The organism is Oceanobacillus sp. FSL H7-0719 (assembly GCF_045040795.1).
GTDB lineage: Bacteria > Bacillota > Bacilli > Bacillales > Amphibacillaceae > Oceanobacillus.
This window is the reverse complement of record NZ_CP150301.1, coordinates 3,804,155-3,829,345: the sequence shown is the minus strand read 5'-3', so window position 1 is coordinate 3,829,345 and position 25,191 is coordinate 3,804,155. Positions and strand designations below refer to the sequence as shown.

Annotated in this window: 25 protein-coding genes and 1 riboswitch; of the genes, 3 read left to right on the top strand and 22 right to left on the bottom strand. The window is 40.1% G+C overall.

Annotated features, from left to right (window positions below; all coding sequences use genetic code 11):
- Nucleotides 1-41: 41 nt before the first annotated feature.
- The 21 genes from NST93_RS19475 to nhaC form a co-directional block, all read right to left on the bottom strand.
- A complete protein-coding gene (locus tag NST93_RS19475) occupies nt 42-602 on the bottom strand; it encodes a TetR/AcrR family transcriptional regulator (protein WP_405099940.1) in 561 nt (186 codons plus the stop codon).
- Between the two features lie 117 nt (nt 603-719).
- Entirely contained in the window at nt 720-1,490 is a 771-nt protein-coding gene (locus NST93_RS19470) for an SDR family oxidoreductase (protein ID WP_405099938.1), read from the bottom strand.
- A 53-nt stretch (nt 1,491-1,543) separates the two neighbouring features.
- Nucleotides 1,544-2,755, bottom strand: coding sequence for an acyl-CoA dehydrogenase family protein (locus NST93_RS19465; protein ID WP_405099936.1), 1,212 nt, complete (start codon nt 2,753-2,755; stop codon nt 1,544-1,546).
- Nucleotides 2,756-3,016: 261 nt separating this feature from the next.
- A complete protein-coding gene (locus NST93_RS19460; RefSeq protein WP_405099934.1) occupies nt 3,017-3,262 on the bottom strand; it encodes a hexameric tyrosine-coordinated heme protein in 246 nt (81 codons plus the stop codon).
- A gap of 306 nt (nt 3,263-3,568) precedes the next feature.
- The gene (locus tag NST93_RS19455; RefSeq protein WP_405099932.1) at nt 3,569-3,934 is read right to left on the bottom strand and encodes a hypothetical protein; all 366 of its coding nucleotides are present in this window, start codon (nt 3,932-3,934) and stop codon (nt 3,569-3,571) included.
- Between the two features lie 169 nt (nt 3,935-4,103).
- Nucleotides 4,104-4,526 (bottom strand): GNAT family N-acetyltransferase, encoded by a 423-nt coding sequence (locus NST93_RS19450; protein WP_405099930.1) that lies wholly within the window; start codon nt 4,524-4,526, stop codon nt 4,104-4,106.
- A 393-nt stretch (nt 4,527-4,919) separates the two neighbouring features.
- Nucleotides 4,920-5,381, bottom strand: coding sequence for an ASCH domain-containing protein (locus NST93_RS19445; RefSeq protein WP_405099928.1), 462 nt, complete (start codon nt 5,379-5,381; stop codon nt 4,920-4,922).
- A gap of 20 nt (nt 5,382-5,401) precedes the next feature.
- Nucleotides 5,402-7,273: a ribosomal protection-like ABC-F family protein gene (gene abc-f / locus NST93_RS19440; protein ID WP_405099926.1), complete on the bottom strand. Its 1,872-nt coding sequence runs from the start codon at nt 7,271-7,273 to the stop codon at nt 5,402-5,404.
- Nucleotides 7,274-7,434: 161 nt separating this feature from the next.
- A complete protein-coding gene (locus tag NST93_RS19435; RefSeq protein ID WP_405099925.1) occupies nt 7,435-7,551 on the bottom strand; it encodes an RAxF-45 family protein in 117 nt (38 codons plus the stop codon).
- A gap of 258 nt (nt 7,552-7,809) precedes the next feature.
- Nucleotides 7,810-8,979, bottom strand: a complete 1,170-nt coding sequence (locus NST93_RS19430; protein ID WP_405099923.1) for a glycine betaine/L-proline ABC transporter ATP-binding protein — start codon at nt 8,977-8,979, stop codon at nt 7,810-7,812.
- Nucleotide 8,980: 1 nt separating this feature from the next.
- Nucleotides 8,981-9,847, bottom strand: a complete 867-nt coding sequence (locus tag NST93_RS19425; protein ID WP_405099921.1) for an ABC transporter permease — start codon at nt 9,845-9,847, stop codon at nt 8,981-8,983.
- Nucleotides 9,848-9,874: 27 nt separating this feature from the next.
- Nucleotides 9,875-10,903 (bottom strand): ABC transporter substrate-binding protein, encoded by a 1,029-nt coding sequence (locus NST93_RS19420; protein ID WP_405099919.1) that lies wholly within the window; start codon nt 10,901-10,903, stop codon nt 9,875-9,877.
- 310 nt (nt 10,904-11,213) lie between these two features.
- Complete coding sequence (locus NST93_RS19415) at nt 11,214-11,645, bottom strand: hypothetical protein (RefSeq protein ID WP_405099917.1); 432 nt, start codon at nt 11,643-11,645, stop codon at nt 11,214-11,216.
- A 16-nt stretch (nt 11,646-11,661) separates the two neighbouring features.
- Nucleotides 11,662-12,669, bottom strand: a complete 1,008-nt coding sequence (locus NST93_RS19410) for an ABC transporter ATP-binding protein (RefSeq protein WP_405099915.1) — start codon at nt 12,667-12,669, stop codon at nt 11,662-11,664.
- Between the two features lie 3 nt (nt 12,670-12,672).
- On the bottom strand, nt 12,673-13,689 hold the full coding sequence (locus tag NST93_RS19405) for an ABC transporter ATP-binding protein (protein ID WP_405099913.1): 1,017 nt from the start codon (nt 13,687-13,689) through the stop codon (nt 12,673-12,675).
- Between the two features lie 79 nt (nt 13,690-13,768).
- Nucleotides 13,769-14,623, bottom strand: coding sequence for an ABC transporter permease (locus tag NST93_RS19400; RefSeq protein ID WP_405099911.1), 855 nt, complete (start codon nt 14,621-14,623; stop codon nt 13,769-13,771).
- A gap of 44 nt (nt 14,624-14,667) precedes the next feature.
- On the bottom strand, nt 14,668-15,612 hold the full coding sequence (locus NST93_RS19395; protein WP_405099909.1) for an ABC transporter permease: 945 nt from the start codon (nt 15,610-15,612) through the stop codon (nt 14,668-14,670).
- Between the two features lie 79 nt (nt 15,613-15,691).
- The gene (locus tag NST93_RS19390; protein WP_405099907.1) at nt 15,692-17,299 is read right to left on the bottom strand and encodes an ABC transporter substrate-binding protein; all 1,608 of its coding nucleotides are present in this window, start codon (nt 17,297-17,299) and stop codon (nt 15,692-15,694) included.
- A 23-nt stretch (nt 17,300-17,322) separates the two neighbouring features.
- Nucleotides 17,323-18,522: a M20 family metallopeptidase gene (locus NST93_RS19385; RefSeq protein ID WP_405099905.1), complete on the bottom strand. Its 1,200-nt coding sequence runs from the start codon at nt 18,520-18,522 to the stop codon at nt 17,323-17,325.
- A 115-nt stretch (nt 18,523-18,637) separates the two neighbouring features.
- A riboswitch (SAM riboswitch) is annotated at nt 18,638-18,745 on the bottom strand.
- 275 nt (nt 18,746-19,020) lie between these two features.
- Complete coding sequence (locus tag NST93_RS19380) at nt 19,021-19,887, bottom strand: MBL fold metallo-hydrolase (RefSeq protein WP_405099903.1); 867 nt, start codon at nt 19,885-19,887, stop codon at nt 19,021-19,023.
- A gap of 25 nt (nt 19,888-19,912) precedes the next feature.
- Nucleotides 19,913-21,304: a Na+/H+ antiporter NhaC gene (nhaC, locus tag NST93_RS19375; protein ID WP_405099901.1), complete on the bottom strand. Its 1,392-nt coding sequence runs from the start codon at nt 21,302-21,304 to the stop codon at nt 19,913-19,915.
- 599 nt (nt 21,305-21,903) lie between these two features.
- Between nhaC and NST93_RS19370 the strand changes: the two genes are divergently transcribed.
- From NST93_RS19370 to NST93_RS19360, 3 genes are read left to right on the top strand one after another with little or no spacing between them, the layout of a single operon-like run.
- On the top strand, nt 21,904-22,536 hold the full coding sequence (locus tag NST93_RS19370) for a sigma-70 family RNA polymerase sigma factor (protein ID WP_405099899.1): 633 nt from the start codon (nt 21,904-21,906) through the stop codon (nt 22,534-22,536).
- Nucleotides 22,529-22,702: a YvrJ family protein gene (locus tag NST93_RS19365; protein WP_405099898.1), complete on the top strand. Its 174-nt coding sequence runs from the start codon at nt 22,529-22,531 to the stop codon at nt 22,700-22,702. Before NST93_RS19370 ends, NST93_RS19365 begins: the two co-directional genes overlap by 8 nt.
- Nucleotides 22,699-22,971 carry a helix-turn-helix domain-containing protein gene (locus tag NST93_RS19360; protein ID WP_405099896.1) on the top strand — a complete coding sequence of 91 codons (273 nt, stop codon included), beginning with the start codon at nt 22,699-22,701 and terminating at the stop codon, nt 22,969-22,971. Before NST93_RS19365 ends, NST93_RS19360 begins: the two co-directional genes overlap by 4 nt.
- Nucleotides 22,972-23,464: 493 nt before the next feature.
- On the opposite strand, the gene NST93_RS19355 is transcribed toward NST93_RS19360, so the two are convergent.
- On the bottom strand, nt 23,465-24,772 hold the full coding sequence (locus NST93_RS19355; RefSeq protein ID WP_405099894.1) for a S8 family peptidase: 1,308 nt from the start codon (nt 24,770-24,772) through the stop codon (nt 23,465-23,467).
- Between the last annotated feature and the right edge of the window lie 419 nt (nt 24,773-25,191).

Below are 25,191 nucleotides of genomic sequence, written 5' to 3'. Positions count from 1 at the left end.
CCTCTATAAAACTCACACCACTGCAGTTTTTCTGGACGTTGCTATTTTTCAATGCCTGTCAGTAACATGGCTGCGTATATTTCAACAAGCTCATCAATCGTTACTTCTCCATTCGGCTTATACCAGTTATAGCTCCAATTCGTTACACCTAAAATTCCAAATGCAATGATATCTGGCCTTAAATCATTGCGAAATTCCCCTTTTTCCATACCACTTTGAACGATTCTTTCAATATGGATCCGAAATTGCTCACGCTGTTTTTTAATCATTTCCATATGCTTGTCACCTAAATGGCGTATTTCCCTGAAGAATACTTTGGCACTTGGCCCCTTATCCTTGATATCACCAATAAGCAAATGAATCATTTGAATTAACTTTTGCCGCCCAGTTGCATCAGCATGGAGAATAATCTCTTGCCTTTCTAATAAATCCGAAATATAGTTTAAGTGAATATCCATTAAAAGCTGTTCCTTACTGGAAAAATAATAATAGAAGGTTCCCTTGGTGACTTCTAATTCATCTACTATGTCCTGGATAGATGTTTGACTGAATCCCTTTTTTTCAAAAAGTAAAATGCTTTGCTCTGTTATTTTATCTTTCATCTGTCTTCTCCATTTTTGTTCATTTTATATTGTCTCTTAATCTATCATCCATTTTCAAAACGAACGAAAAGGTTCGTGTGAAATCGTTCGGATTTATTTATTCTGGATTGGGCAAAGCTAATAAGCATGTGCTCCGCCATCAACCGTAAGAATATCCCCACTCACATAATCCGCCGCTTTCGATGCCAGAAATAATGCAGCACCTTTTAAATCAGAGTCTTCGCCTAAACGATTTAATGGGGTTCCAGCTAATATTTGCTCTCTTCCTTGCTCAATGAGCACATTGGACATTTTCGTCGGGAAAAAGCCTGGTGCAATCGCATTTACATTTATATTATATTTCCCCCACTTCACAGCTAAATCCTTTGTAAAAGTCATAATGGCTCCCTTACTTGTGTTATAGCCAATTGTTTGCATAAACGGAGGAGTACCGCCAAAGCCAGCAATTGAGGCGATATTGATGATTTTTCCACTGTGCTGCTTAATCATAACTTGTCCAACTGCTTGGCTCATTAAAAATGTACCTGTAACATTCACATCTAACACCTTTTCCCATGCTTCGTATGGCATTTCTTCAACAGGCGCTCCCCATGTTGCACCACTATTGTTGACTAAAATATCAATCGTGCCAAACTGTTCAACGGTTTGATTTACCACTTCTTCAATATCATCGGGATTCGTTACATCGCATTTAACTGCTAAGGAATCTGCACCAAGCTGCTTTATTTCTTCTTTCATTTCCTCGCAGGCTTCCAAATTACGAGAACATACAACTACATTTGCGCCCGCTTCTGCAAAGCCTCGGGCAATTTGTGCTCCTAATCCACGGCCCCCGCCAGTTACAATTGCTGTTTTGCCATTTAATTTAAACAAGTCCAGTATATGCATCCTAACATCCTCCCTACTCCTTTTACTAGCAGCAGTCATCTATACATCTATAATTAGCTGCGGGTCTTTTCTAACTCATATTTAGCAATTTGCCTTCGATGTACTTCATCTGGTCCATCCGCTAATCGTAATGTCCGTGCATTTGCCCATTGTGCAGCCAGCGTGAAGTCATCACTCACTCCTGCACCGCCAAATGCTTGAATCGCTCGGTCAATTACACGCAAAGCCATATTTGGTGCAACAACTTTTATCATGGCAATTTCTGCTTTAGCTACCTTATTACCAACCGTATCCATCATATATGCCGCTTTTAAAGTTAATAGACGTGCCTGTTCAATTTCGATTCGTGAGTCTGCAATCCATTCCTGAATCACACCTTGTTCAGCTAATGTTTTCCCAAATGTGGCTCGACTTTCAACGCGCTTGCATAATTCTTCTAACGCTCGCTCTGCTGCCCCGATTAATCGCATACAGTGATGAATTCTTCCTGGCCCAAGGCGCCCCTGAGCAATGGCAAAACCTTTTCCTTCACCCCAAATCATATTCGTGGCGGGAACACGGACATTTTCATAGGTAATTTCGGCATGTCCATGTGGTGCATGATCATAACCGAAGACAGGCAGCATTCTTTCAATCTTTACACCGGGTGTATCCAGTGGTACGAGAATCATCGATTGCTGCTCATATTTAGACGCATTTGCAGCACTTTTCCCCATCACAATTGCGACTTCACAACGTGAATCTCCAGCACCGGAAGACCACCATTTCCTGCCATTAATCACATATTCAGACCCATCACGCATCATACTAGTTTCGATATTTGTCGCATCACTTGAAGCCGCGTCTGGTTCTGTCATTGAAAAACAGGAACGTATCTCTCCTGCAAGCAAAGGCATTAGCCATTTCTCTTTCTGTTCTTCCGACCCATAGCGATCCAACACTTCCATATTCCCTGTATCTGGTGCATTGCAATTGAATACTTCCGGTCCAATCAGCGAACGCCCCATGATTTCGCAAAGCGGTGCATATTCCAGATTCGAGAGGCCCCCACCATTCGCACTGTGAGGCAGGAATAAATTCCATAGACCTTCTCTTTTTGCTTTTTCTTTTAGTTTTTCCATAATAGGCGGGACACCAGACCAGCGCGTTTCTTGAAGATTCAACTGGTCTTCATACACCTTTTCATTTGGATAAACATTCTGCTCCATGAAGTGAGTTAATTTCTCTTTAAGGTCAATGACTTTAGCTGAATAAGAAAAATTCATTACACTTCCTCCTCCCATAAACTAACTGACCGTATAGTATGTTCAGAATATTTGTATATAACTATAAACAAGAAATGATGAAAAGGCAAGAAGAAATCAATCGTTTTTAAAACAGTACGTTTTACTAATTTTATTAAAAGGGAGTAACTTTTTATCAAGTACTCCCAACTCTATTATTTAAGAGAAAATGATTAGACAAGGACAGTTTATCCAATGTTGCATCCACCTGCAGTAAATTGGCTGTTTATATATAATCACAGACTATGAAAGGCGGGGCGATTTTGATTTCCAATACTCGTTTGCCGCAGCTACTGTTTGAAAATGAATGGAGATAACTTGAGATACAGCGATTAAACTGTCCGCATTTCTAGAATACTTCGGACGCAGCTTCTTTCGGATAGCAGCTGACGGCTGGGTATATTCCACCCCTTTTTGGGCAAGTTTTATTGCTAATTCAAACCCTTCTTGCGGTGTTTCTGTTTTCAAGCTCTTAATCCACTTTTCCATGAGCCATCCCCCTTTGCAGTTGTTTATATAATGTATAAAGAGGAAAAGGAAATTATTCATTTTGCGTAAGAGCCATTTCACTTCTTTCTCATTGGAAAAAGGCAAAGAAGCCAGCCACATAAGTAAGTAGTTCGGTTGTGAGGTAGAAAAAGTTATTTCTCAAGGTAAATAACTGGAGGAATCACACGATTCTAGCCATTAAATCATATAGTAAAACGCAAAGGTTTTAACATCCTCTGCGTTTTTGAATTTTTACTGGCTTGTTCTTCCACTAAAGCATCCATTTGTTTAATAAAGTCATAATAATCATTGTGAAATTACCTCTATTTTATCAGTAAAAAGTACAGGAGGGTCTGATTCTCCGACAGCACTATAATAGCCAACAATTCGTTTACCTATTTCTAAATCCAATTCTTCGTATTCTTCTTGGCTGAGGTGGTAGAAAACACCATCATTTTCTTGTGCAAGTCTAATTAGTTCCTCTCTTGTTTTGTTCGAAATATCAATGTCTTCCACACTTGGCAAAGATAATACGATGTACATTTCATCAAATGTATCTTTCTCAATGTCAACAATGATACCTACGTGCCTTTCTCCAGAGGAACCATTATCTTGCTGACCGCAAGCTCCCAAAATCACAACAAGTAAAATTAATGTCAATACCCTTCTCAAACAAGCACCCCCAATAATTAGACCCTTTCAACAAATAACTACTCCTTCTTCAACTCTTCTGCCCCTATAGTGCAATAAGAATAAAAATAGCTGCCGTTTGATCTCATCTTCAACTTTTGCACCAGTTACCTCAATAAGAAAATTATAATTTCTTTTCAAAAAAGGTTAATTATAGTTGTTCATTTACTATGTTCCTCTTAATATTTTGAAATCCATTCTTTTTATAAAAATTAACTGCTGGAGTATTTTTAGAACCTGTTGCTACTTTTATTGTTTCAACCTCGAACTTAGTTTCAATGAAATTTAAAAGCAACTGTGCAATTCCTCTTCTAAAATGGTTTGTATGTACGATTAACCTATGTATATCAACTTCATCATCATCTACTTTTATAGATATTATTCCGTATAGTTTTTCATTTTCATAATAACCAAAGAAAGTTTCTCCGCAATGTTGCAAGGTATGAACTGTATCCTTTAATGGTGGTATTTCATATGAACCAATTATTTCTGCCTCTACCTTATATGATGGTATTTGAATGTTTAAAACATCTTCAGCGTTTTTTCTATTACTAATGTCAATTATTTTAATCAAGGGAACCCCTCATTCTGTTATTTTCTTCTTCCACTAACCCTGCCCCGTTACTGTAAGTACATCTTTTCACAAACGCTACAAATATAGCTTAACAAACGCCATCATTTACTTAGATAAATCTTATAAATGATTATACAATCATCACAGTTTTTTACAATGCTTATAACACATATTTCATAGCGTGACCAATAGCTATTATCCTTTGGTTAAAACCTATGCTAAATCTGTTGCTATTTTTAATGTTAAAACCCAATAGGCCTTGTCATTACAATAAAAATAAGCAAGCAAATTATTATGCCAATTCGCTTGCTAAAACACTTGCTATTTTTACTTTTCTATCTCTGAACCGAACTACTTACCACATAAGTCAGCTTCTTTTTCATAACTAAATTATTAGTATTTCTTATCTATAAGCCTAAACTTTTCACATACAACATGCATTGTCCAATTAAATTCTATGCCTATCTCTTCGAGTTCCCGCTTAAAAAATGCTTCATGAACATCTCGCCAATACGCCAATGAGCGGTCTCCTTCCCCTTCCAAATATGCAAATTCTGCTGTCACTTCATTAAATGGAACAACATTCACTTCTGTCGTTTCTATTATTCCAACCGCTTTTCCCGCGCCGTTCAAGATAATATTATGAAGTCCTGTATACGGCAATGCTTCCTTTTCACGTTCATATAATAAGTAAAGCAATGCAGTTGCTGTTTTCACACCTTCCAGAACTAACCCTGCAAGCTCATCAGCCATATCCTTTGAATCTCCAAAAGCCCATACATCATAGTTTTCAGGTGCATCCAGGTTTTTACTGCAATAGTCCGACCATATTTTAATAATAGAATCATTTTTCATTTTACATCAGCCTGCCCTTCTCATTTTTCCAGTTCTTCACAAAGCGTTTCCCATTTCGTTTCCAGTTCCTCTTTGTCTTTAAAAAGCATTTGAAGCTGCTCCATGTCCTCTGTTTCCGTAAGCTGTTTCTCTAGATCTATGATTTTTTCTTCTAATTGCAGAATGTCATTCTCCAACGTTTCAAGCTGTCTCGAATGATGGTTCGGTACCTTATATCGTGCTCGTTTTTCCTTTTTCACTGTATCTATCCGAACTTCTTGCTCTCTTTTCTCTGCCATCTTTTCCTTGGCCCAATTATAATTCCCAGCAAAGGCATGAACCTGGCTGTCTTCTATCCAATACACTTTCCTGAACAATTTATTGAGAAAGTATCGGTCATGTGAAACCGCTAATATTGTCCCTTCAAAGTCTTCCAGTGCTTCCTCGAGTACCTCTCTGGAATCAATATCCAGGTGGTTGGTCGGCTCATCTAAAATAAGCAGGTTCACATCCTGGTACATCAGCTGGGCCAATCTCAGCCGCATTCTCTCCCCGCCGCTTAAGGAGGAAACCTTCTGAAAAACAGCATGCCCATAGAACATAAACCTCGCTAAAATCCCCCTCGCTTCTCCTTCTGTGACGCTAATTTCATCCCGAAATGCTTCAAGTACCGTCTCTTCATTAAGCACTGAAAATACACTTTGCGCTAAATAGCCTGCTTTCACATTGCTGCCAATGCGCACCTCCCCTTCATCTGCAGTCAGCTCTTTTAGAATGAGTTTCAATAGCGTTGACTTCCCTGTACCATTTTCACCAATGATTGCTGCCCGGTCCTGATAAGCGATATGCATATGAACCCGCTCAAATAATTTTTTCTCTTCAAATCCTATCGAGACATCTTTAAGTGAAATAACATCTTTCCCGCTTCTGTCTGCTGCTGCCATTTCTAAATGCATTTTCTTTCGGTTTAATATGGGACGATGCAGTTTTTCCATTCTTTCCAATGCTCTCTCCATATTCCTTGCCCTGCGATGCAAATCCGCATTCGGCGGATTCGCACGGTTGGCCCACTCACGCAAGCGCTTAATTGCTTCTTTCATCTTTTTGATTTTCTTTTGCTGCTCCTCATAATCCTGGAAAGCTCGAAGTAATCTTTCCTCTTTTTCCTTTACAAACCCAGTGAAGTTTGTATGATATGTCGTCAACTCACCATCCTCCATATCAACGACTTTATTTACAACCTCATCCAAGAAATAGCGGTCATGTGAAATCACAAGCACGGTACCTGGATATTCTCTTAAGTAATTTCCAAGCCATTCAACAGCCATCAGGTCTAAATGATTTGTCGGTTCATCAAGCAATAATAGATCCGGCTGCTTTAAAAGCATCAGGCCTAAGCCAACTTTCGTCTTCTCGCCACCGCTTAGTCTGGAAAATGGCTGTTCAACCAAATGGTTCATATTTAATCCATACACTATTTTTTCAATGTTTGATTCTATTTCATAACCGCCATGTAATGCAAACGCATCCTGCAAGGCCCCATATTCGCTCACAAGCCTATGCAGCACATTCGCATCCGCTTCATTTGTCATTTCCTGCTCGATTCTTTTCATTTTATCTTCCATTGCTAATAAGTCAGTAAATGCTTTTTTCAAAACATCTTTTGTTGTTATCGTACCCTGATAATCCGGGATTTGTGATAAATATCCGATTATGGCATCTTTTTTCCAATGAATTTGTCCAGCATCCGGTGTGTCATCACCAGCAAGCAAACGAATAAGTGTTGTCTTGCCGCTGCCATTTCTTCCGACGAGACCAACCCGATCCTTTTCTTTTATTTCAAATGATATATTCTCAAAAATTGCATTGCCGCCATACATTTTAGCAATTTGATTTACACTGCAGATAATCATATCTATTCCTCCGTTTCCTATATAAAAAAGCCATGAGAAGACACACCTTCCCATGGCTGACCAATTAACGATACAACTGAAAAGGAGTGCATGAAAATGCACTCCTCTACACGTATTTCTATTGTGGGCTAAGAGATGTTTTCACTGTTTTACATTTCTATTTAGTTGTTAAAAAAGGACACACGTATCCCATTAACAGCAAAAACAGAAATTTCAGCACGGCATAAATAAAGGAATTCCATCCAGTTTGCGCGCTTTAAAACAGCTTGATTCAACATCTTCCCCACCTCCGTTTCAATAAAGTTACGTTTATTTTACCATTTGTATGAATTTTATGCAATTCGTTTTTTTGATGATCATATCTTTTTCACGTTTTTTAAAAAATCAATGATAAAGAAGGAATAAATAGAGTCATAAATGTTCGGCAAAAACAGAGCATCTTCACATCAGGAAAATTGAAAAGTGGCAGCTTTTATTTATAAAAGCTGCCACTTTTCCTGCAATATTTTTCTATGTGATCTGCAAATTCTTCTTACTCACACCAAGCTTTCCAGAACCTTCTCCTTCGTCAGCACCCCGACAAGTTTTTCTCCCTCTACTACTGCAAGTGGATAACGGCTTTTTATCGATTGTTCAAGCAGATCACTGATATACATATCCGGTGAACCTGTTTCATAATCATCACAGATAACCTGCTTTAAAGCTTTACCAGCTTCCAAGCCAAGCATCGCCTCTTCAAGGGATAGAATTCCTTGTATCGCTTTTTCCTGATTCACGACAAAGAGACTGGAACGTCCATTTGCTTTTATCTTATCACACGCTGTCTTCAAATCTTCTTCCAGCTGAATGACAGCACTCGGTTTTACCATAATATGTGCTGCACGGGTCATTTTTGAACGATCCACATCTTTCACAAATGCTTCTATATAAGCATTTGCTGGATTCCTTAAAATACCTGCAGGCGAACCAATCTGCTCTATCTCACCATTTTTCATTACTGCCACACGATTGCCAAGCTTAAATGCCTCGTTTATATCATGTGTAATAAAAATAATTGTTTTCTTTAATCGTTTCTGCAGGTCCAGTAATTCCTCCTGCATTTCTCTCCGAATGAGCGGGTCAAGGGCACTAAACGGCTCATCCATTAATAAAATATCCGGATCATTCGCAAGTGCTCTTGCAAGACCAACACGCTGCTGCATCCCGCCGCTTAATTCATCAGGATATTTATCCTCCCAGCCTGTTAACCCGACAGACGCGATGCTCTTTTTAACCATTTTCGTTTGTTCTTTAGGAGAAACCTTGCGAATTTCTAAGCCGTAACCGACATTTTCCGCTGCTGTCCGATGACTGAACAGCCCGAAATGCTGGAATACCATCGCAATTTTATTTTGTCTAAATTCCTTTAATTCACGTAGGCTATAATCTGTAATATCTTCTCCATCTACTAAAATGCTGCCTGCTGTTGGTTCATGGAGCAAATTAAGACAGCGGATTAATGTTGACTTTCCGCTTCCAGAAAGCCCCATAATCACGAATATTTCTCCTTCCTCCACTTCAAAAGAAACATCACGAATTCCAACAGTATGACCTGTCTTTTGCTGGAATGCTTCTCTGGACAGACCTTCTTCAAGGGAGCGCATGTGTTTTACAGGATGAGAGCCATAGATTTTAGTCAGATGATCTATCTCTATTTTCACTGCCATTCTACTGATGCCCCTTTCTTGTCCTGCTTTGTGTATTTTCAGAAACTGCAAGTGTCAGTCGGTCAATAATAATTGCAATAAATACAATGCTGATTCCCGCTTCAAATCCCTGTGCTACATCAATCCGGTTTAATGCGGACAACACTTCGAGTCCAAGCCCCTCTACACCAACCATGGAAGCAACGACAACCATTGCAAGTGCCATCATTGTCGTTTGGTTTACTCCAGTCATAATTGTCGGCAAAGCCTGCGGAATCTGCACCTTTCTCAGCAGCTGCCATTTAGATGGACCAAATGATAACCCGGCTTCGACCACTTCAGTTGGCACTCCGCGGATCGCCAAATTCGTCAGCCGCATAATCGGCGGCAGTGCATAGATAATCGTGGCAAGCACACCAGGTACAAGCCCCAATCCAAAGAAAAAGATTCCCGGTATAAGATATACAAAAGATGGCATTGTCTGCATTGCATCAAGCAATGGTTTAATCAGGGTTTCAAAACGTTGATTGGAAGCCATTAGAATTCCCAGTGGGATTCCAATCACGGTGGTAATAACCACACTTGCAATCACAATCGTTAATGTATACATTGTTGCCTCCCATAATCCGAACATGCCAATTAAAAATAAAAAGCCACTATAAAGCAGTCCTGACCCCAGTGACTTATACTGCAGGGCAAGCAAAAATACAACTAAAATAACATACCACCAGGGAACCCAGACAAGAAATTCATTCAAATGAACAAACACCCATAATAGACCTGACTTTATCGCACCAAAGAATCCCGACCAATGAACGGTCAGCCAATCCACAATCTTATCTATATAATTTCCAATATGGAAACTTAGTTTTTCAGGAAAATCAAACATCTGTAAACTCCACCCCCTCTTTCTCTCTTACAAATCGATTGTTTCCAGCGCAGCTTTCACTTTTTCAGTAATTTCTCCCGTCATCCATTCTGACCATATCGCTTCCTCATTTTTCAAGAACCATAAAGCTGCTTCCTTAGGTGTTTTATCATTTTCCTCCATATACAGTAAGATATCACCAGTTATTTTACTTGAGGTTTCATAGTTGCTCAGAAATTCCGCAATGATTGGCGCTTTTTCTGGGAGTTCCACATTTGTTGCAATATATGCAGGATTTTCAGGGAATGCCGTTCCAAAGTCCTCATTAAAAGTTGCTTCATCATAAGGCGGCTCTTTTAATAGTGTTAAATCATATTTTGCCATTGCCCATGTTGGCGACCACTGGTAACCAACCCATGCCTCGTGATTCTTAAATGCCCGCGCAATCGAAGCGGTAACAGCACCTGCAGATCCAGGTGTAAAGTAATTGAAGCTTTCGTCCAGCTCATATGTATGTACTTTCTCTTCCAAAACATCATGGATAACCGTTCCACTTGGCGCACCAATGATCACACCTTTAGAGGGGTCCTCGGGATCTTGAAACAGCTCCGAGTATTTCTTTAAATCTTCGACTGTCTCCAGATCTGGTGCCATTGGTTCTATTCCACTTTCCGGGTCACCTTCGATTACAAACGAGGGAACATAAAAACCTTGATCGTCTGTTACCATATTTGTTGAAAGCTCAATAATCTCGCCCGCTTCCAACGCTTCTAAATATGGCTCCTCCATATTGTTGTACCAAAGTTCCATATAAACATCGATTTCACCTGTCCGGAGTCCAGCAAAGGTTGCAATCGAAGAGCCATTTACAAAGCTGACAGGGTATTCATAGCCATTTTCAATAATGAACGCAGCAATAAAGTTATGTACTTGCATACTGTCCCAGCCGCCATCAGCAATCGTAATCACTTGTTTTTCTGCATTGTTTATCTCTCCATCTGATAGATTGCTATAGACGCCCAGGCCAATTAATAATAGAATCATAAAAGACCAGACATATCTCCATTTATTTCTCATTTCCTCTCCCCCTTTCTATCGTAATTATATCGTTATTATCGGTTTAAGCAATATTTCCATCTTTTGGATATATTCATTAATAGTAACTAGTTGAACACAGTTAAATTACCAAAGTTATTTAATTCAGTATACACTTAACTGCATTTATGACTTATGCTCTATCATCTGATTAAGCGTAGTTAAACAATTGACTCCCTTATTTTCTTTACTTGTCTCAATTACAGTTTGAGCCCAATCCCAGTTGTTCGGGCGATGACAAGCATATTCTCACAAACAAAAGCTGGAACAAATCTCGTTCCAGCTGCACCAATTACACCAATTCAATTTCGACAACAAAGCCATCAGCATCCTGCTTCTTTTCTGTAAGCAGCCAATTTACTGAAAGCATTTGCTTCACCTGGGCCAGCTCTGCTTCTGTTAACACAAGTCTGTTGATGCCTCTTTCCTGGACGGTATAATCTCTGTCCTGTTCTTTCTTAAAACGCATGCGCAATAAATTCTTTAGACCATTAAAAGTCATAAATTTCACTTGATAGCCAGACTCAAGAATCTCCTGAAATCTATTCATATCTTCATTCGCCAGGTTTAGCAGCAATTCAAAGTCAAAATGCTCATGCAGTGCTTGCCATGGTTCTATATTTCCTTGATTGATCTGGGCAATGATTTGTTCATTTGAAAGATTATTGCTGTGTAAGGTTTCTATCTGATAAGCTTCCATTAATGAAATCTTGTAAACTGCCATGTTTATACACCTCTATTTATCTATTTTCTACAGGGACCTGCTGTTCCATATTCAATGGATAAAAACAAGAAACGAGATGATCTGTATTACTATCCTTTGCTTCCAGGCTGGGCACTTCCAGCTTACACGATTCCTGCGCAAATGGACACCTCGTATGGAAAACACACCCAGACGGCGGATTTGCAGGTGACGGCAATTCACCGCTCAGCACCATGCGCTGTCTTGCCTTCTCTTTTTCAGGATCCGGGAGGGGAACTGCTGATAAAAGTGCATTTGTATATGGATGACGTGCATTTTTATAGAAAGTCTCACTGTCTGATACTTCCATTATTTTCCCTAAGTACATAACGGCAACCTTATCCGCAATATGCTTAATAACAGATAAATCATGGGCAATAATGACATAGGTTAAATCGAGTTCTTTTTGTAAGTCTTCAAGTAAATTAATGACCTGCGCCTGAATTGAAACATCAAGCGCACTTACAGGCTCGTCTAGAATGATTAACTTTGGGTTTAATGCGAGTGCACGGGCGATTCCGATTCGCTGTCTTTGTCCGCCTGAAAATTGATGTGGGAGTTTTTCATAATCCTCTGCTTTTAAACCAACAAGATCCATCAATTCCCTTACACGGCCTTCCAGATTATCTGTCATCCGATATGCTTTTAATGGTGCAGCAATGATATCGCCTACCTTCATCCGCGGATTCAAACTTGTATATGGATCCTGGAACACCATCTGAATATCTCTGCGCAGCTCGTGCATTTGTTTGCGATCAAAATCAAGGATGCTTTCACCTTCAAATAAAATATCGCCTGACGTTGGTGTTAACAGCCCAACAAGCGTGCGGGCAAGGGTGCTCTTACCGCAGCCTGACTCACCGACAATTCCGATGGTCTCCCCTTTGTTCACTGTCAGATTCACACCATTCACAGCTTTAACCTCATTTTTTGTTCTTTGGAGCACACCGCTTTTTATTGGAAAATGCATGTGTACATCACGAATTTCAAGCAGAGCTTCTGCCATTTTTTAAAGCACTCCTTCCCTTTCAACAGCTTTAATCTGCGCCTTTTTCTCCGCAAATTCCTGTTCCGATAAAATACAGGCGACACGATGGCCTTCCCCTCGTTCGGTCAGTGCAGGGTCAATCTTCAAACACATCTCTGTCGCAAATGGACAGCGCGGATGAAAATTACAGCCCTGTGGCGGAGAGATTAAGCTTGGCGGCTGACCTTCAATATTAATGAGTCGTTCATGCTTCTCACCGTCCAGACGCGGCAAGGAACGGAGCAAGGACCATGTATACGGCATGGATGTACGGTAAAAAATATCATTGACAGAGCCTTCTTCAACAATTCTCCCTGAATACATGACTAACACATTGTCTGCCATTTGCGAGATGACACCTAAATCATGGCTGATCAGGATAATTGCCATTCCATACTTCTCTTGGACCTTGCGCAACAGCTCCAGGATTTGTGCCTGAATCGTTACATCCAGCGCAGTTGTTGGCTCATCAGCAATCAGCAGCTTCGGATTTCCTGCGAGAGCAATCGCAATCAGAACACGCTGCCGCATACCGCCTGAAAACTGATGGGGATAATCCTCCAATCTCCGTTCCGCATCAGGTATTCCCACATCCTTCAACAGCTCTATGGCCCGGGCTTTTGCTTGTTTTTTTGACATTTTTTCATTCGTTACAATTGCCTCAATCAGCTGTGCGCCGATTTTAAAAACAGGATTTAAACTGGACATCGGGTCCTGAAAAATCATTGCAATCTCACTGCCGCGGATCTTCCGCAAGTTTTTTTCCGAGAGCTCAAGGAGATTTTTTCCCTCAAACATGATTTTTCCTTCTGGATAGAAGGCTGGCGGCTTTGGATTCAATTGCATGATTGAATGAGCAAGCACACTTTTTCCGCTGCCAGACTCTCCAACAATTCCAAGCGTTTGACCAGCTTCAATGGTAAATGACACACCATCCACCGCTTTTACAATTCCATCATTGGTGTCAATCTGGGTCTTTAAGTTTTGTACTTCAAGCACGGTCTGCTTCCTCCTTTTTTAAAATTTATCGCAGGTTAAGTGGGAGAAATACAAAACTCCCACAGATTGATGTTTCACCTTATGCGGCATTTACCGTTTTGCCGAAACGAGACTTTTTCTTTTTCATCTTGCCTTTTGCATGGGGATCAAAGGCATCACGCAATCCTTCACCAAGCAGATTTAAGGCAAGCACGGTAATCACAATCGCAAGTCCAGGGAATATCGAGAACCAAGGTGCAATCGATATATATATTTGTGCTTCCTGGAGCATATTCCCCCATGTTGGGGTGGATGGTTCTACACCTACACCTAAAAAGCTTAATGCAGCTTCAGCCAAAATTGCCTTTGCAAAAATAAACGTTCCTTGCACAATAATTGGTGAAAGCACATTCGGCAAAATATACCGTGCTAAAATAATCGGATCACTTACACCAGACGTTTTTGCGGCCTCGACATATTGCAAAGTGTTAATCTGCAAGACAGCTGAGCGCACAATCCGTGTCATTACTGGCCAGAAGGAGAAGGATAGCGCAATAATAATGTTCGTCATATTTCCGCCAAGTGCTGCAACTAATGCCAGGGCTAAAAGCAATGATGGGAAGGCCAGCATGCCGTCGATAATCCGCATAATAATAAAGTCAGCTTTTTTATAATAGCCAGCGATTAAGCCAGTAATTGTTCCTAATACAGTCGCAATTATTGCCACCGTAAAACCAACAATCAGGGATACACGTGCTGCGACTACGGTTTGGCCAAAAATATCCCTGCCAAAATGATCTGTACCAAACCAATGGTCACCAGATGGAGCAAGCAGCCGCTGGGTCGAATCAATGATGGAAGGCGAGACAGGCAGCCACCACGATGCAGTGAGTGTTGCAATCGCAAGCAGAACGAGAATCCCCGCCGCAACTAGATTTCGTTTTTTCTTAAACATACGGAAATCCCCTTTTTCAAAGTTTTGAACATCCGATTAACCAATCAATCGTAGCGGATCCTCGGATCCAACAATGCATACAGCAAATCAATGACTAGATTGATAATTACATAGATAACAGCGATAAAGAGCACTACCCCCTGAATCACTGGATAGTCCCGGCGATGAATCGAGTCAATTAAAAGCTGGCCAATACCAGGTATCGTGAAAATCGTTTCGATAATAACAGTTCCGCCAAGCAAACCAGCAATCGTTACACCAATTACGGTAGTCGTAGGAATCAGTGCATTGGAAAAAACGTGTTTCATCAAAACAATGCTTTCTTTTACCCCTTTTGCCCGAGCTGTTTTTGTATAATCCTGGTTCACTGAATCAAGCATGCCATCCCGCAGCATTCTCGCAATCAAGCCAATCTCAACTGCGGCAAGTACAAATGCAGGCAGAATTAAATGATAAAGCCAGTTGCCTATCCCTGTCGCAAATGGAGCATATCCAGCGACAGGAAAGATAGGTATCGCCACACCAAATGCGAGCACAAGCAACATGGCAAACCAAAACTCGGGGATAGATGCGCCAAAAAGAGATACAGAAGTAAACATTGGATTCAAGATTGTATTACGGCGCCAAACTATGAAAATAGCAGTTGGAATTGCAATGATTAATGTGAATGCCATTGATATCACCATCAAGCTGAACGTTGGACCGACTCGTTCGAAAATCACTTCTGTCACCGGCTGTGAAGAATAGACCGACTGACCGAGGTCACCGACAAGCACATTTTTAAACCAATCGGCAAACTGAACAAAAACCGATTTATCCAGCCCCAATTGTGCTTCCAGCTGTGCAATCGCTTCTGGTGAACTGTCTTCCCCCAGAATCAGATATGCAGGGTTACCAGGTGTTAAATGAACAATTAAAAAGACGATGATACTGACAATCAAGAGCACTGGAATGATGGAAATCAATCTGCGTATCGTGTACTGCAGCAACGTACTCCCTCCTCTAATTCAAAATAAGAAAGAGAAGTCACGTCATTTACAAACCTGACAAGACTTCCCTACAGAAAAATTATTCACTCTTCCATGTATTCCAGAAGCGTTGACCAACCCAATTATCATAAACTGGTATTTTTTCACTCTTACTATCTAATTTTGTTTCATTCGCAATCTTAATAAATGGAATTTCATCGTTGACCGTTTGGTTCATCTCTGTAAGAATGTCTGTTCTTTCCTCAGAGGATGATGCTACACCCCATGCATCAAGCAGTTCATCCCAGCGCTCGCTGTTAAACCAGCCGCTGCTTGGTGTATCCTGAATCAGCATGCCTAATTCATTCGGTGAAAAACGAGTAGACCAGCCAACAACAACTAAATCCCAGTTCGCAGGGTCCTGCCATTTTTCTAGGTATGTTGCCCATTCATAAGACACCAATTCTACGTTGAAACCAACTTCTTCCATTTGCTGCTTCATCACTTGTGATATACGTTTATATGTTTCTGTATCATTGGAGAACATAATCTTGACAGGCTCTCCATCATAATCAGATGCTTCCAGGAGTTCTTTTGCCTTCTCTGTATCATGTGCTAAATAGTCATCTGTTCCTTCCGGGCTATATAGTTCTGTCTGTTCGGGGTCAAACAAGGCACCATCCATATTATAAAACTCTGTATTCCCATAAGTGGATTGTGCAATCACTTCATTATCCAATGCATAATTCAAAGCTTGACGGACCTTTAAATCATCAAATGGTGCTTCTGACTTGTCTGGCGTTGTAACCGAATAGCCATTTATATACGTTACAGGATCAATTTCCGGCTCCGTTTCAATTACTTCATATAAATCCGCTGGAATGGATTGTGCATAATCATAGATTCCGGTTTTAAGACCATTAATCATGACTTGTGGGTCCTTCACAATCTGGAACTTAATCTCGTCTAAATAAGCTGTCTTTTTTCCGGTTAGACCGCCCCAGTCTTCCTCTTCACGTGCAGTGTAATCATCAAAGCGTGTCAGCACGATTTCATTGCCGCGCGACCAATCTTCAAATTGGTATGGTCCCGTTCCAATTAACTGTTCCGCTGTCAGCAGCTGCTCACCAGCAGCCTCTGCAACCTCTTTGGGAATGACCATCAATGCCGACTTCGGTGCTGCCATATCAGACATAAGAGCGCTATATACTTGATTTAAAGTGATTTCGACTGTCAACGCATCAATCTCTTTAATGGATTCGATATATTCACTTGCAATCGTTCCAACAGAAGATACCTTCCTCCAGCGTTCTATTGAGGCAATCACATCCTCAGCTGTAACGGTTGTGCCGTCATGAAAGTTAACACCTTCCCGGATTTTAATCGTATAAACCAATTGATCATCACTAACCTCATAATCCTCAGCAACCATCGGCTTTACTTGATAATCTTTATCCAAAGCAAATACGTTTTCAAAGATATGCCAAGCTACATCTCTTGTTGGTGATGCTCCAGTAGACATCCAATCCAATGTATCCGGATCAGCACCATATGCAACATTTAATGTGCCGCCCTCTACAGGTTCTCCTGCTTCCGGACTGGCTGTATTACTATTTGTACCGTCTGCATTATTCTCCCCTGCACTGGAACAGCCGATTAAAACGAACATAAATAATAATGCAATAATAAGCAGGTAACTTCTTTTCATGAAAAAATCCCTCTCTATGCGTTCTAATCGAAAAGATAATAGGAAACTATCTTGACGAATGATTTACTAATATTTACTAATGCTCTTTCATCAAAATCGAATTTGGGATGATGATGCGGATAATGTGTTGCCGCGTCATCATTTTGTGAACCTACTCTAAAATAAGTTCCTGGCTTATTCTCCAAGAAATAAGAAAAGTCCTCTGCTCCCATTGTTGGCAGAAGCGGAATAATATTCTTTTCTGAAAAAGCATCAGATAGAACCTCTTTTACTGTTTCTGTTTCTTTTTCATGATTATACAAGGCAGGATAGCCGCGTAAATAATCGATTTCATAGTCTGCATGAAATGCTCCTGTAATCCCTTCAACAATCGAGTTGATATTCTTCTGCACCTGATTACGCACATCCCCATCAAATGTGCGGACCGTGCCTTCAATTCTCGCTGTATCAGGAATAACATTAAATGCATTACCAGCCTGAAAAACTCCGATAGTTACAACTGCTGCTTTCAGAGGATCAACATGGCGGCTTACAATCTTCTGCAGCCCCTCTACTACACTTGTACCGACGACAAGGGAATCCACACTTTCATGTGGTCTTGCTCCATGCCCGCCGCGGCCTTTTATATGAATCTCAAATTTATCAACCGCAGCCATTTGATAGCCTGCACCAACTCCGATTTGTCCCAGCGGAATTTCTGATGCTAAATGTGCACCAAAGACATAATCAACATCATCAAGAATGCCCTCTTCAATCATAAACTTCGCTCCGCCAGGCGGTTTCTCCTCAGCTGGCTGGAAGACAAATTTTACTGTACCATTGATTGTTTCGCGGTATCTGCTCAGCACGGAAGCTGTTCCAAGCAATGCTGAAGTATGCCCATCATGTCCGCAAGCATGCATTACACCAGGATTCTTTGATTTATATGGGACATCTTTTTCATCTTCAATCGGTAAAGCATCAAAATCTGCCCTTAGTGCAATAGTCTTTCCTGGCTTTTCGCCTTTTAAGATGCCTATCAGGCCATTGCCGCCAATTCCTGTCGTCACTTCAAGACCGAATGATTGCAGCTTTTCTTCAATATATTTTGCTGTATGTACTTCTTCAAATGAAAGCTCTGGGTGTTCGTGCATATATCTTCTCCAGTTTCTCATTTGTTCAAAACTGTCCTCAATTTCTGAAAAAACAGCTGATACTTGTGCACTTTCTCGTACCTCACTCATCTTATCCCCTCCATATCTATATGCATACTTAGCTTTTATGGCCCTATCTCATTTTCAGCCATAAAAAAAGCCCTTTTTCAAGAGGTCATTACTTAGCTATTATCCTAAGATACGCCCCTTATTTTTCAGACAATTTGCCTGCTGGATGTGGCACCTTTTAAAGAAACACCAATGGTTGCCGAGGCTTCACCGGGCCAGATCCCTCCACCTCTCTGAATAAGAGTTTCATATAAAATTATTAAAACTATTCTAACTTGATTATTCCTAGTTGTCAACTAGGTTTAGTTATATTTATATACCTAGTCAGTCTAATTTTGAATGGATCCACTGAACCGCTGTGCATTAGAAATGGATTAAAGTTCTGATGCTGACTAAACTTCGTTCTGTTTGAAAGGGCGCTGACAGCTTTTCATTTCCCTCTTTCTCATCCAAAACTGGAGAAAAAATAAAATTCCGCTTGATTTTGTTTTAAAATCAAGCGGAATAATTTTATTTAACCTATAATATAAATTCCATCGCTTCATCAGCAATAAAGAAACCCTTCTCTTCAATTGCTTTTCTTAATTCCCCATCTTTATTTAAGACTGGATTTGAATGATTCAGATGGATAAAATATATTTCCGTTTCTTCAACTAAATCTTGCAGCAGATCCATTGTTTCCGTCATGAGCGGATGTGGAATTTGTTTTAAATCCCGATTAATATGTGCTAAATCCTGTGGAGAATAGAAGGTCCCATCAAGAAAACAGATATCTGCCTCTTGCACAGCTTCATAAATATCAGTATCCCACTCTTCCCACCTGTCAATATCAGGAATAAACAAAGCTTTCTTTACTGGTCCTTTTATCCAATAAGCAAAGGTCTCCGAAAACTCATTGCGATGCGGAACAAGTACTGGCATAACGGTTACTCCTGAAGAAAGTTGGACAGCTTGTCTATCTTTAATTTCACGGACATCTATATTATTAAACGCAGTTAATTGGCTCCAAGGTGCATCTTGTTCAAGCAGCTGCTTCATTTTTGCTCCAGCCATCACTGGCAGCTTTTTAGAATTAATTGCTTCTTTACCTAAAAACATCAAGCCTGGATAATGTCCAATATGTGCATGTGTCAGAAAGATACTGCTCATCAGCTGTGACTCGAGCCCGTATTTCATTTGAAATTGTGCTAATTGTTCACGCATGTCAGGTGTTGCTTCAATTAAATGCCACTCACTTTCCTCTGGTAAATAGAGAGCAAGTGAAGCAGCTGTCCGTTTAAACGCCGGATCCCGCCAAGCTCTTTTACAATTTTCACAAAAACAATTCGGATGCGGCAAACCGCCATCCTGCGCGGTGCCTAAAACATGTAATATTACTTCACTCACAATAAAACTTCCCTTTCCTATCGCTCTATTCTTTTTCTTGACTGTAATCCTTTCTCACAATCGTCCATCCCGTAAAACCAAATAGCAGATTTATTAATGGAACAAGATAAATAAAGAATGCGTACGGTATATATTCCCATGCACTTATTCCAAAAATACCTGAAGCAAACACAGCGGGAACACTCCACGGTATAAGATTAATCCCCACCGTTCCCATCGACTCAACTGTTCTGGATAAGTTTTTCGTATCAATATTCATATCTTTATATTTTTGAACAAAAGTTCTTGCAGGTAAAATGACAGCTAAGAATTGTGCACCACTGGCTAAAGCAACAACAAACGTCGTTAAGAGCGTGGAAGCAATAAGTGTGCCAGCTGTCTTAACCTTCTCCAACATCTTGCTTGTTAATATCTCAAATGAGCCTGTTTCTTCTAAAATTCCTCCAAAAGCAGTAGCTATAATCAGCATTCCAACTGTAGCAAGCATCGAGGCAAACCCGCCGCGATTAAGCAAGGAATCTACAGTATCCACTCCCGTATCAATGACATACCCATTCGTCATAAACTGTACAATCTCACTTACAGTCGTACCTTGAACAACAACTGCAATTACAGCAGCTAATAAGCTGACACCGATTAATGCCGGCAGTGCTGGTATACGCTTTAACATCAGTATAATAGTAAAGATCGGCAATAACAGCAGCAGGGGTGATATGACAAAAGCATCATTCAAACCTGACATAATTGCATCGATTGCATCTGTATTCAGTTCTGTATGAGTAACTGCAGAACTGCCTAATACCCAATATAATATAAGCGAAATTACAAACGCTGGAATGGTGTCCCACAGCATATGCTTTACATGGCTAAATAAATCTGTCTCTACCATTGCAGCAGCAACATTCGTTGTATCTGATAAAGGCGACAGCTTATCCCCTAAATAAGCACCTGATATGATGGCACCGGCAACCAGTGCTGGCGAGAAACCCAAACCTTCACCAATTGCAATAAAAGCAATTCCAACTGTTGCAATTGATGTAAAGGAAGTTCCTAAAGTTATTGAAACAATTCCCGTAACAAGTGCTGCGATTGGCACAAACCATGCTGGATCAATAATCAGCATTCCATAATAAATCATTGTCGGAATAGCACCACTCGCTATCCAGGAACCAATAATCATTCCTATTGCTAATAAAATAAACACAGCTGGTAACGCTCTGCTTACTCCATTTACCATCATTTTCTGAACATCATTCCATTCCCAGCCACAGTTAACTGCAACAATGGATGCCAGAATTACTCCAATAATTAATGGGAAAACCATTCCTGCATCCCATATAAAAATAGAACAGGCTGCAGCAGCAATCAAACCGAGTAAAGGAATGAACGCTTTCCCGAAGGTAAGTCTTTTCTTCATTTTATCCCCCGCAATATCTTAAACATCAGCTCTTTTCTTTCTCTTTTCAAGTGAATATCTATAGCTGATTGTAAAGTAATCCTCCACTTGCACTTTAGCGCTTTAAAGCTTTTATGCAAGACCGTATTTTACAATCATAATCAAATTGCTTTATCAAGTCAACCTAAATTTATTTCCAGGTGTGAAAATAGACTTTCTCTTTCTAGCTGGAGTGCTAAAATATTCTACTGCATACGATATCCAGCAATTTTTAAAATTATCCTTTCATAATTTCGCTACGTCTGCAATTCTTACTGTTGCCAATTGTAAACTTTTCTAGTTCTATATAGTCAGGACTTTATACCTTACAGCCCGATAAATACATTGCTTAATAAAAAAGAACTTACTAAGTACCTATCTATTATTCAGTTATATCCTCCCGTGTTTTTCTTAACAACGCTTAAAAGTCCTGAATAATACCTCTTTTCGCCAAAAAAATGTAATTTTAGAATATATAGCAATTATTCCAAATACTTATTATAATATAACAAAGTGGAAGCATCACAGGTTGTATTATATTTCTAAAATTTGCCTTTATAGATAGAAGGGAGGAAATTAGGATGGAAGAAAGTTTAATTTCTGACAAGGAACAAGAAGAATACGAATGTGCTAAGCAATTTGTCGCTGAAAATGAACTGTTATTCCGCAACCATTTGATGCGAACCTTTTTGCTTAAGAGAGAGAATCGCTATCTTCTGGATCAGTCCATCCGCTGTTCTACGTCAGAAACGAAGCAGGCTTTAGATCAAGCATTCAGGGAACATGTTGCTGAGCTAAGATTAATCAGTCAATTATCCAATGAACTGAGAAGGCATGCCATTCGCTATGATCAGAAATTCAACTTGTACAGGAAAAAGCAATTACTGATTTTGGACCAGCCAATCCACAAAGACGGAGGAACATCTATCTTAGATGTTATTACAAATGAACACACTTCTTCAGTTGATGAAGCCGCATTGAAAAATAGCCAATGTTTGGAGTACCATATTGAAAATCCAACTCTTTATCAAGCTATTCTTTCCCTCACACCTAGGCAGAAATATATTTTAAATGCATCTTATCTTTTCAATATGACAGATACAGAAATTGCTGCTAAAGAAGGTGTCTCCCAGCAAACCATTTCAAAGACAAGAAACAAAGCCTTAAGAAAGCTAAGAAAACAATTATTAACAGAGGAGGGAAAACATGAATGAAATCACTGCCCTTGCCACTCTGATGCCGTTACTGGAAAACTTTGGTTTCCCGTTAGTAGTGACCTTAATCCTGTTAATACGTTATGAAGTTAGAATGGAACGAATAGAGAAAAATTCAAAAGACCTCACGGATTCGATCAGTAAATTAAGGAGGGACATTTCATGAGCAAGATTATCGACTTGACCAAAAAAGTGCAGAGCCATGATGATAATGAATCATTGGAGACTGTTCTTAATTTATTCGAACCAAAAATCAGAGCATCACTGAGGCAAACTTCTCTTCAAGAACAATCTGATCTATATCAGGAACTAAAAATCAAAGTGATTGAAGTAGTTAGAAAGTACGATTACGATAACACGTACGGTTTTTGGGAATTTACAGACAGACTAAAAGAAGAACATGCAGTAGAGCATACGAATAAAGAAACTTCTTGAAGCACGTATATAAAATAAAAAAATTCTTTTAGGGGGAGTAGGATACAAATCTTATATGATTATCGAGTGATCCATTTCATTTTTGATCCTTTCGCAAGTCCCGTTCCCTTCTTATCTCCAGGGGACGGCTACATAATGTCAGAAAAAAACGATTGCAAATCATTTTTTTCTTCCCTGCATTTTTAGATTGGCAAACAAGTCGCTGCTGCCTCTTCTTTCTTAATTTTTCTCTTTCCGGCTAGCTTCACCTTCAAATATCGGACAAGGTTATCTTTCACAAAACCGAAGCACACAGATTCTGCTGATGAACATGCTTCCTGTAAAAGCAAGAGGGACTCGGACATAAACGAATATATGGTAAAACCCCAACAAATCACAATAGGAGCAGCTTCAGCCCCATATGGAAATCGAATCTATTTCCGGAGCTGGTTAGCGGTTTTGTTGGGGTTTAATCCATATTCATATCGTTATTTCCAAGTCCCTTTGCTAAAACTTAGCTTTCTTGAACCGCTTCCGTTGGCGGTTGAATATAATAATTTTTTGCCATTTCAACAGCACTTCCTGCTTCAATATATCCCCAAGTATCATCAAGTACCGGGTGAGCAGTTGCCTTGAGTATGCTTTTCACGTCATTTGGGCTGAGGCTCGGATTAGCTTCGAGCAGCAAGGCAATAATCCCCGCGCAAATTGGTGTTGCCATAGAAGTACCAGACAATTGAATATAATGATCATCAACAATCATTTCTGGCAGTTCAGATTCGATGCCCGAACCTGGAGACAGCAACGAAATAATATTGGTTCCTGGTGCATAAACATCAGGTTTAATAAACGAATCAATCGTAGGTCCCCTGCTGGAGTAATCGGCTATATGATCATCCCCGCGATCCAAGGTATTCAGGTCGTCAGTAGACCCAACCGTTATAATGAATGGATCAATTGCCGGGGTACTGATTGTTGCCTGATCAGGCCCGCTATTTCCAGCAGCTGCACATACAACAATCCCATGATGCCATGCTACCTGGCTTGCTAGTGATAATGGATCATCCCTGAAAGACTCATAAGCAGGGGCACCAAGCGAAAGCGAGATAATCTGAATGTGATGTTCTTCTTTATGATCGATACACCATTCCAGACCTTCAATAATCGTGGAAAGTCTGCCGCTGCCTTGTCCATCTAAAACCTTTAAACCAATAATGGAGGCCTCTGGCGCTGGTCCCCCATACTTCCCATCAGAGAGATTCCCATTACCAGCTGCATTACCTGCACAATGTGTTCCATGCCCATTATCATCGTATGGTTCGCTTTCCCCGCCAACAAAATCGTGGAAAGCTGCAATTCGATTTGTTGGTTGAATCAAGTCGTCATGTGGGTGGATGCCTGTATCAAGTACAGCAATAGTAACTCCTTTTCCGGTTAAACCAAGCTCCTCACGTACACGGACAGCTCCTGTTTGCTCACAGGCGATATCCAGATAGGATGTGACTACCCGGTCGTAAAAAATTCGGTCAATCGCTTCGTGGTCTTTGATTTGTTTTATTTTATCAGGTGTTAAATGGCCTCTCATGCCATTTATGCTGTGAAGTTCCTTGCTGAGTTTGTTCTGAGGGTCAACATTACATGTCTTTAGGAGGTCGTCTTTGTTTTCCTGATTACAATTTCTTTTCAGATAAACGATAATGGGGATCTTGTTGTCGTCGGTTACATTCAGGTTTACTTTTCTAGAATTTCGTAATTGTTCCACTAAGCCAGGGTCAAGTTTACGCTCAGCATCTTCAAACCACAACTTTTTTCGATTACTCATTCTATTCCTCCTTTATAATAACCTGTCTTCCCCAATAGACTACCATTTTAAAATAATGTAAACAATCAGACAAAATAACTGTTTTTGGAAAAAAATACATAAATCTTCCCTGTCTTAATAACCCAGCTTTTACACCCTGAAATTAATTGCTGCCTCAGCATGGACAGAAACTTCCGGTAACTATAACTCAGAACAAAGTGAGAAGTATTGAATTGCAAATTTCCAGGTGATGAGGGAGAATGGATAAAAATAAAAACAGCCAAGTCCGCTGCTTTGGGATTTAGCTGTGCTATGTTTTGAATGCTTATTTCTCCAGCTTAGCAGTTGGATATAAGCCGTGTAATATTTTATTACGCAGCGACTTTCTTCTTGCTTGTGGTGGTTTTTCGTTTTGATGTTTTTGGTTTTGGCTTGAGTTT

Bases quoted from the DNA above. Each gene is read 5' to 3' on its own strand.
- NST93_RS19460 (WP_405099934.1), bottom strand. From the start codon at position 3,262: ATGGAAAAGTGGATTAAGAGCTTGAAAACAGAAACACCGCAAGAAGGG.
- NST93_RS19475 (WP_405099940.1), bottom strand. From the start codon at position 602: ATGAAAGATAAAATAACAGAGCAAAGCATTTTACTTTTTGAAAAAAAG.
- NST93_RS19385 (WP_405099905.1), bottom strand. From the start codon at position 18,522: ATGAGTGAGGTACGAGAAAGTGCACAAGTATCAGCTGTTTTTTCAGAA.
- NST93_RS19465 (WP_405099936.1), bottom strand. From the start codon at position 2,755: ATGAATTTTTCTTATTCAGCTAAAGTCATTGACCTTAAAGAGAAATTA.
- NST93_RS19365 (WP_405099898.1), top strand. From the start codon at position 22,529: ATGAATGAAATCACTGCCCTTGCCACTCTGATGCCGTTACTGGAAAAC.
- NST93_RS19370 (WP_405099899.1), top strand. From the start codon at position 21,904: ATGGAAGAAAGTTTAATTTCTGACAAGGAACAAGAAGAATACGAATGT.
- NST93_RS19410 (WP_405099915.1), bottom strand. From the start codon at position 12,669: ATGGCAGAAGCTCTGCTTGAAATTCGTGATGTACACATGCATTTTCCA.
- NST93_RS19415 (WP_405099917.1), bottom strand. From the start codon at position 11,645: ATGGCAGTTTACAAGATTTCATTAATGGAAGCTTATCAGATAGAAACC.
- NST93_RS19435 (WP_405099925.1), bottom strand. From the start codon at position 7,551: ATGTTGAATCAAGCTGTTTTAAAGCGCGCAAACTGGATGGAATTCCTT.
- abc-f (WP_405099926.1), bottom strand. From the start codon at position 7,273: ATGATTATCTGCAGTGTAAATCAAATTGCTAAAATGTATGGCGGCAAT.
- NST93_RS19390 (WP_405099907.1), bottom strand. From the start codon at position 17,299: ATGAAAAGAAGTTACCTGCTTATTATTGCATTATTATTTATGTTCGTT.
- nhaC (WP_405099901.1), bottom strand. From the start codon at position 21,304: ATGAAGAAAAGACTTACCTTCGGGAAAGCGTTCATTCCTTTACTCGGT.
- NST93_RS19360 (WP_405099896.1), top strand. From the start codon at position 22,699: ATGAGCAAGATTATCGACTTGACCAAAAAAGTGCAGAGCCATGATGAT.
- NST93_RS19445 (WP_405099928.1), bottom strand. From the start codon at position 5,381: ATGAAAAATGATTCTATTATTAAAATATGGTCGGACTATTGCAGTAAA.
- NST93_RS19425 (WP_405099921.1), bottom strand. From the start codon at position 9,847: ATGTTTGATTTTCCTGAAAAACTAAGTTTCCATATTGGAAATTATATA.
- NST93_RS19470 (WP_405099938.1), bottom strand. From the start codon at position 1,490: ATGCATATACTGGACTTGTTTAAATTAAATGGCAAAACAGCAATTGTA.
- NST93_RS19430 (WP_405099923.1), bottom strand. From the start codon at position 8,979: ATGGCAGTGAAAATAGAGATAGATCATCTGACTAAAATCTATGGCTCT.
- NST93_RS19355 (WP_405099894.1), bottom strand. From the start codon at position 24,772: ATGAGTAATCGAAAAAAGTTGTGGTTTGAAGATGCTGAGCGTAAACTT.
- NST93_RS19420 (WP_405099919.1), bottom strand. From the start codon at position 10,903: ATGAGAAATAAATGGAGATATGTCTGGTCTTTTATGATTCTATTATTA.
- NST93_RS19400 (WP_405099911.1), bottom strand. From the start codon at position 14,623: ATGTTTAAGAAAAAACGAAATCTAGTTGCGGCGGGGATTCTCGTTCTG.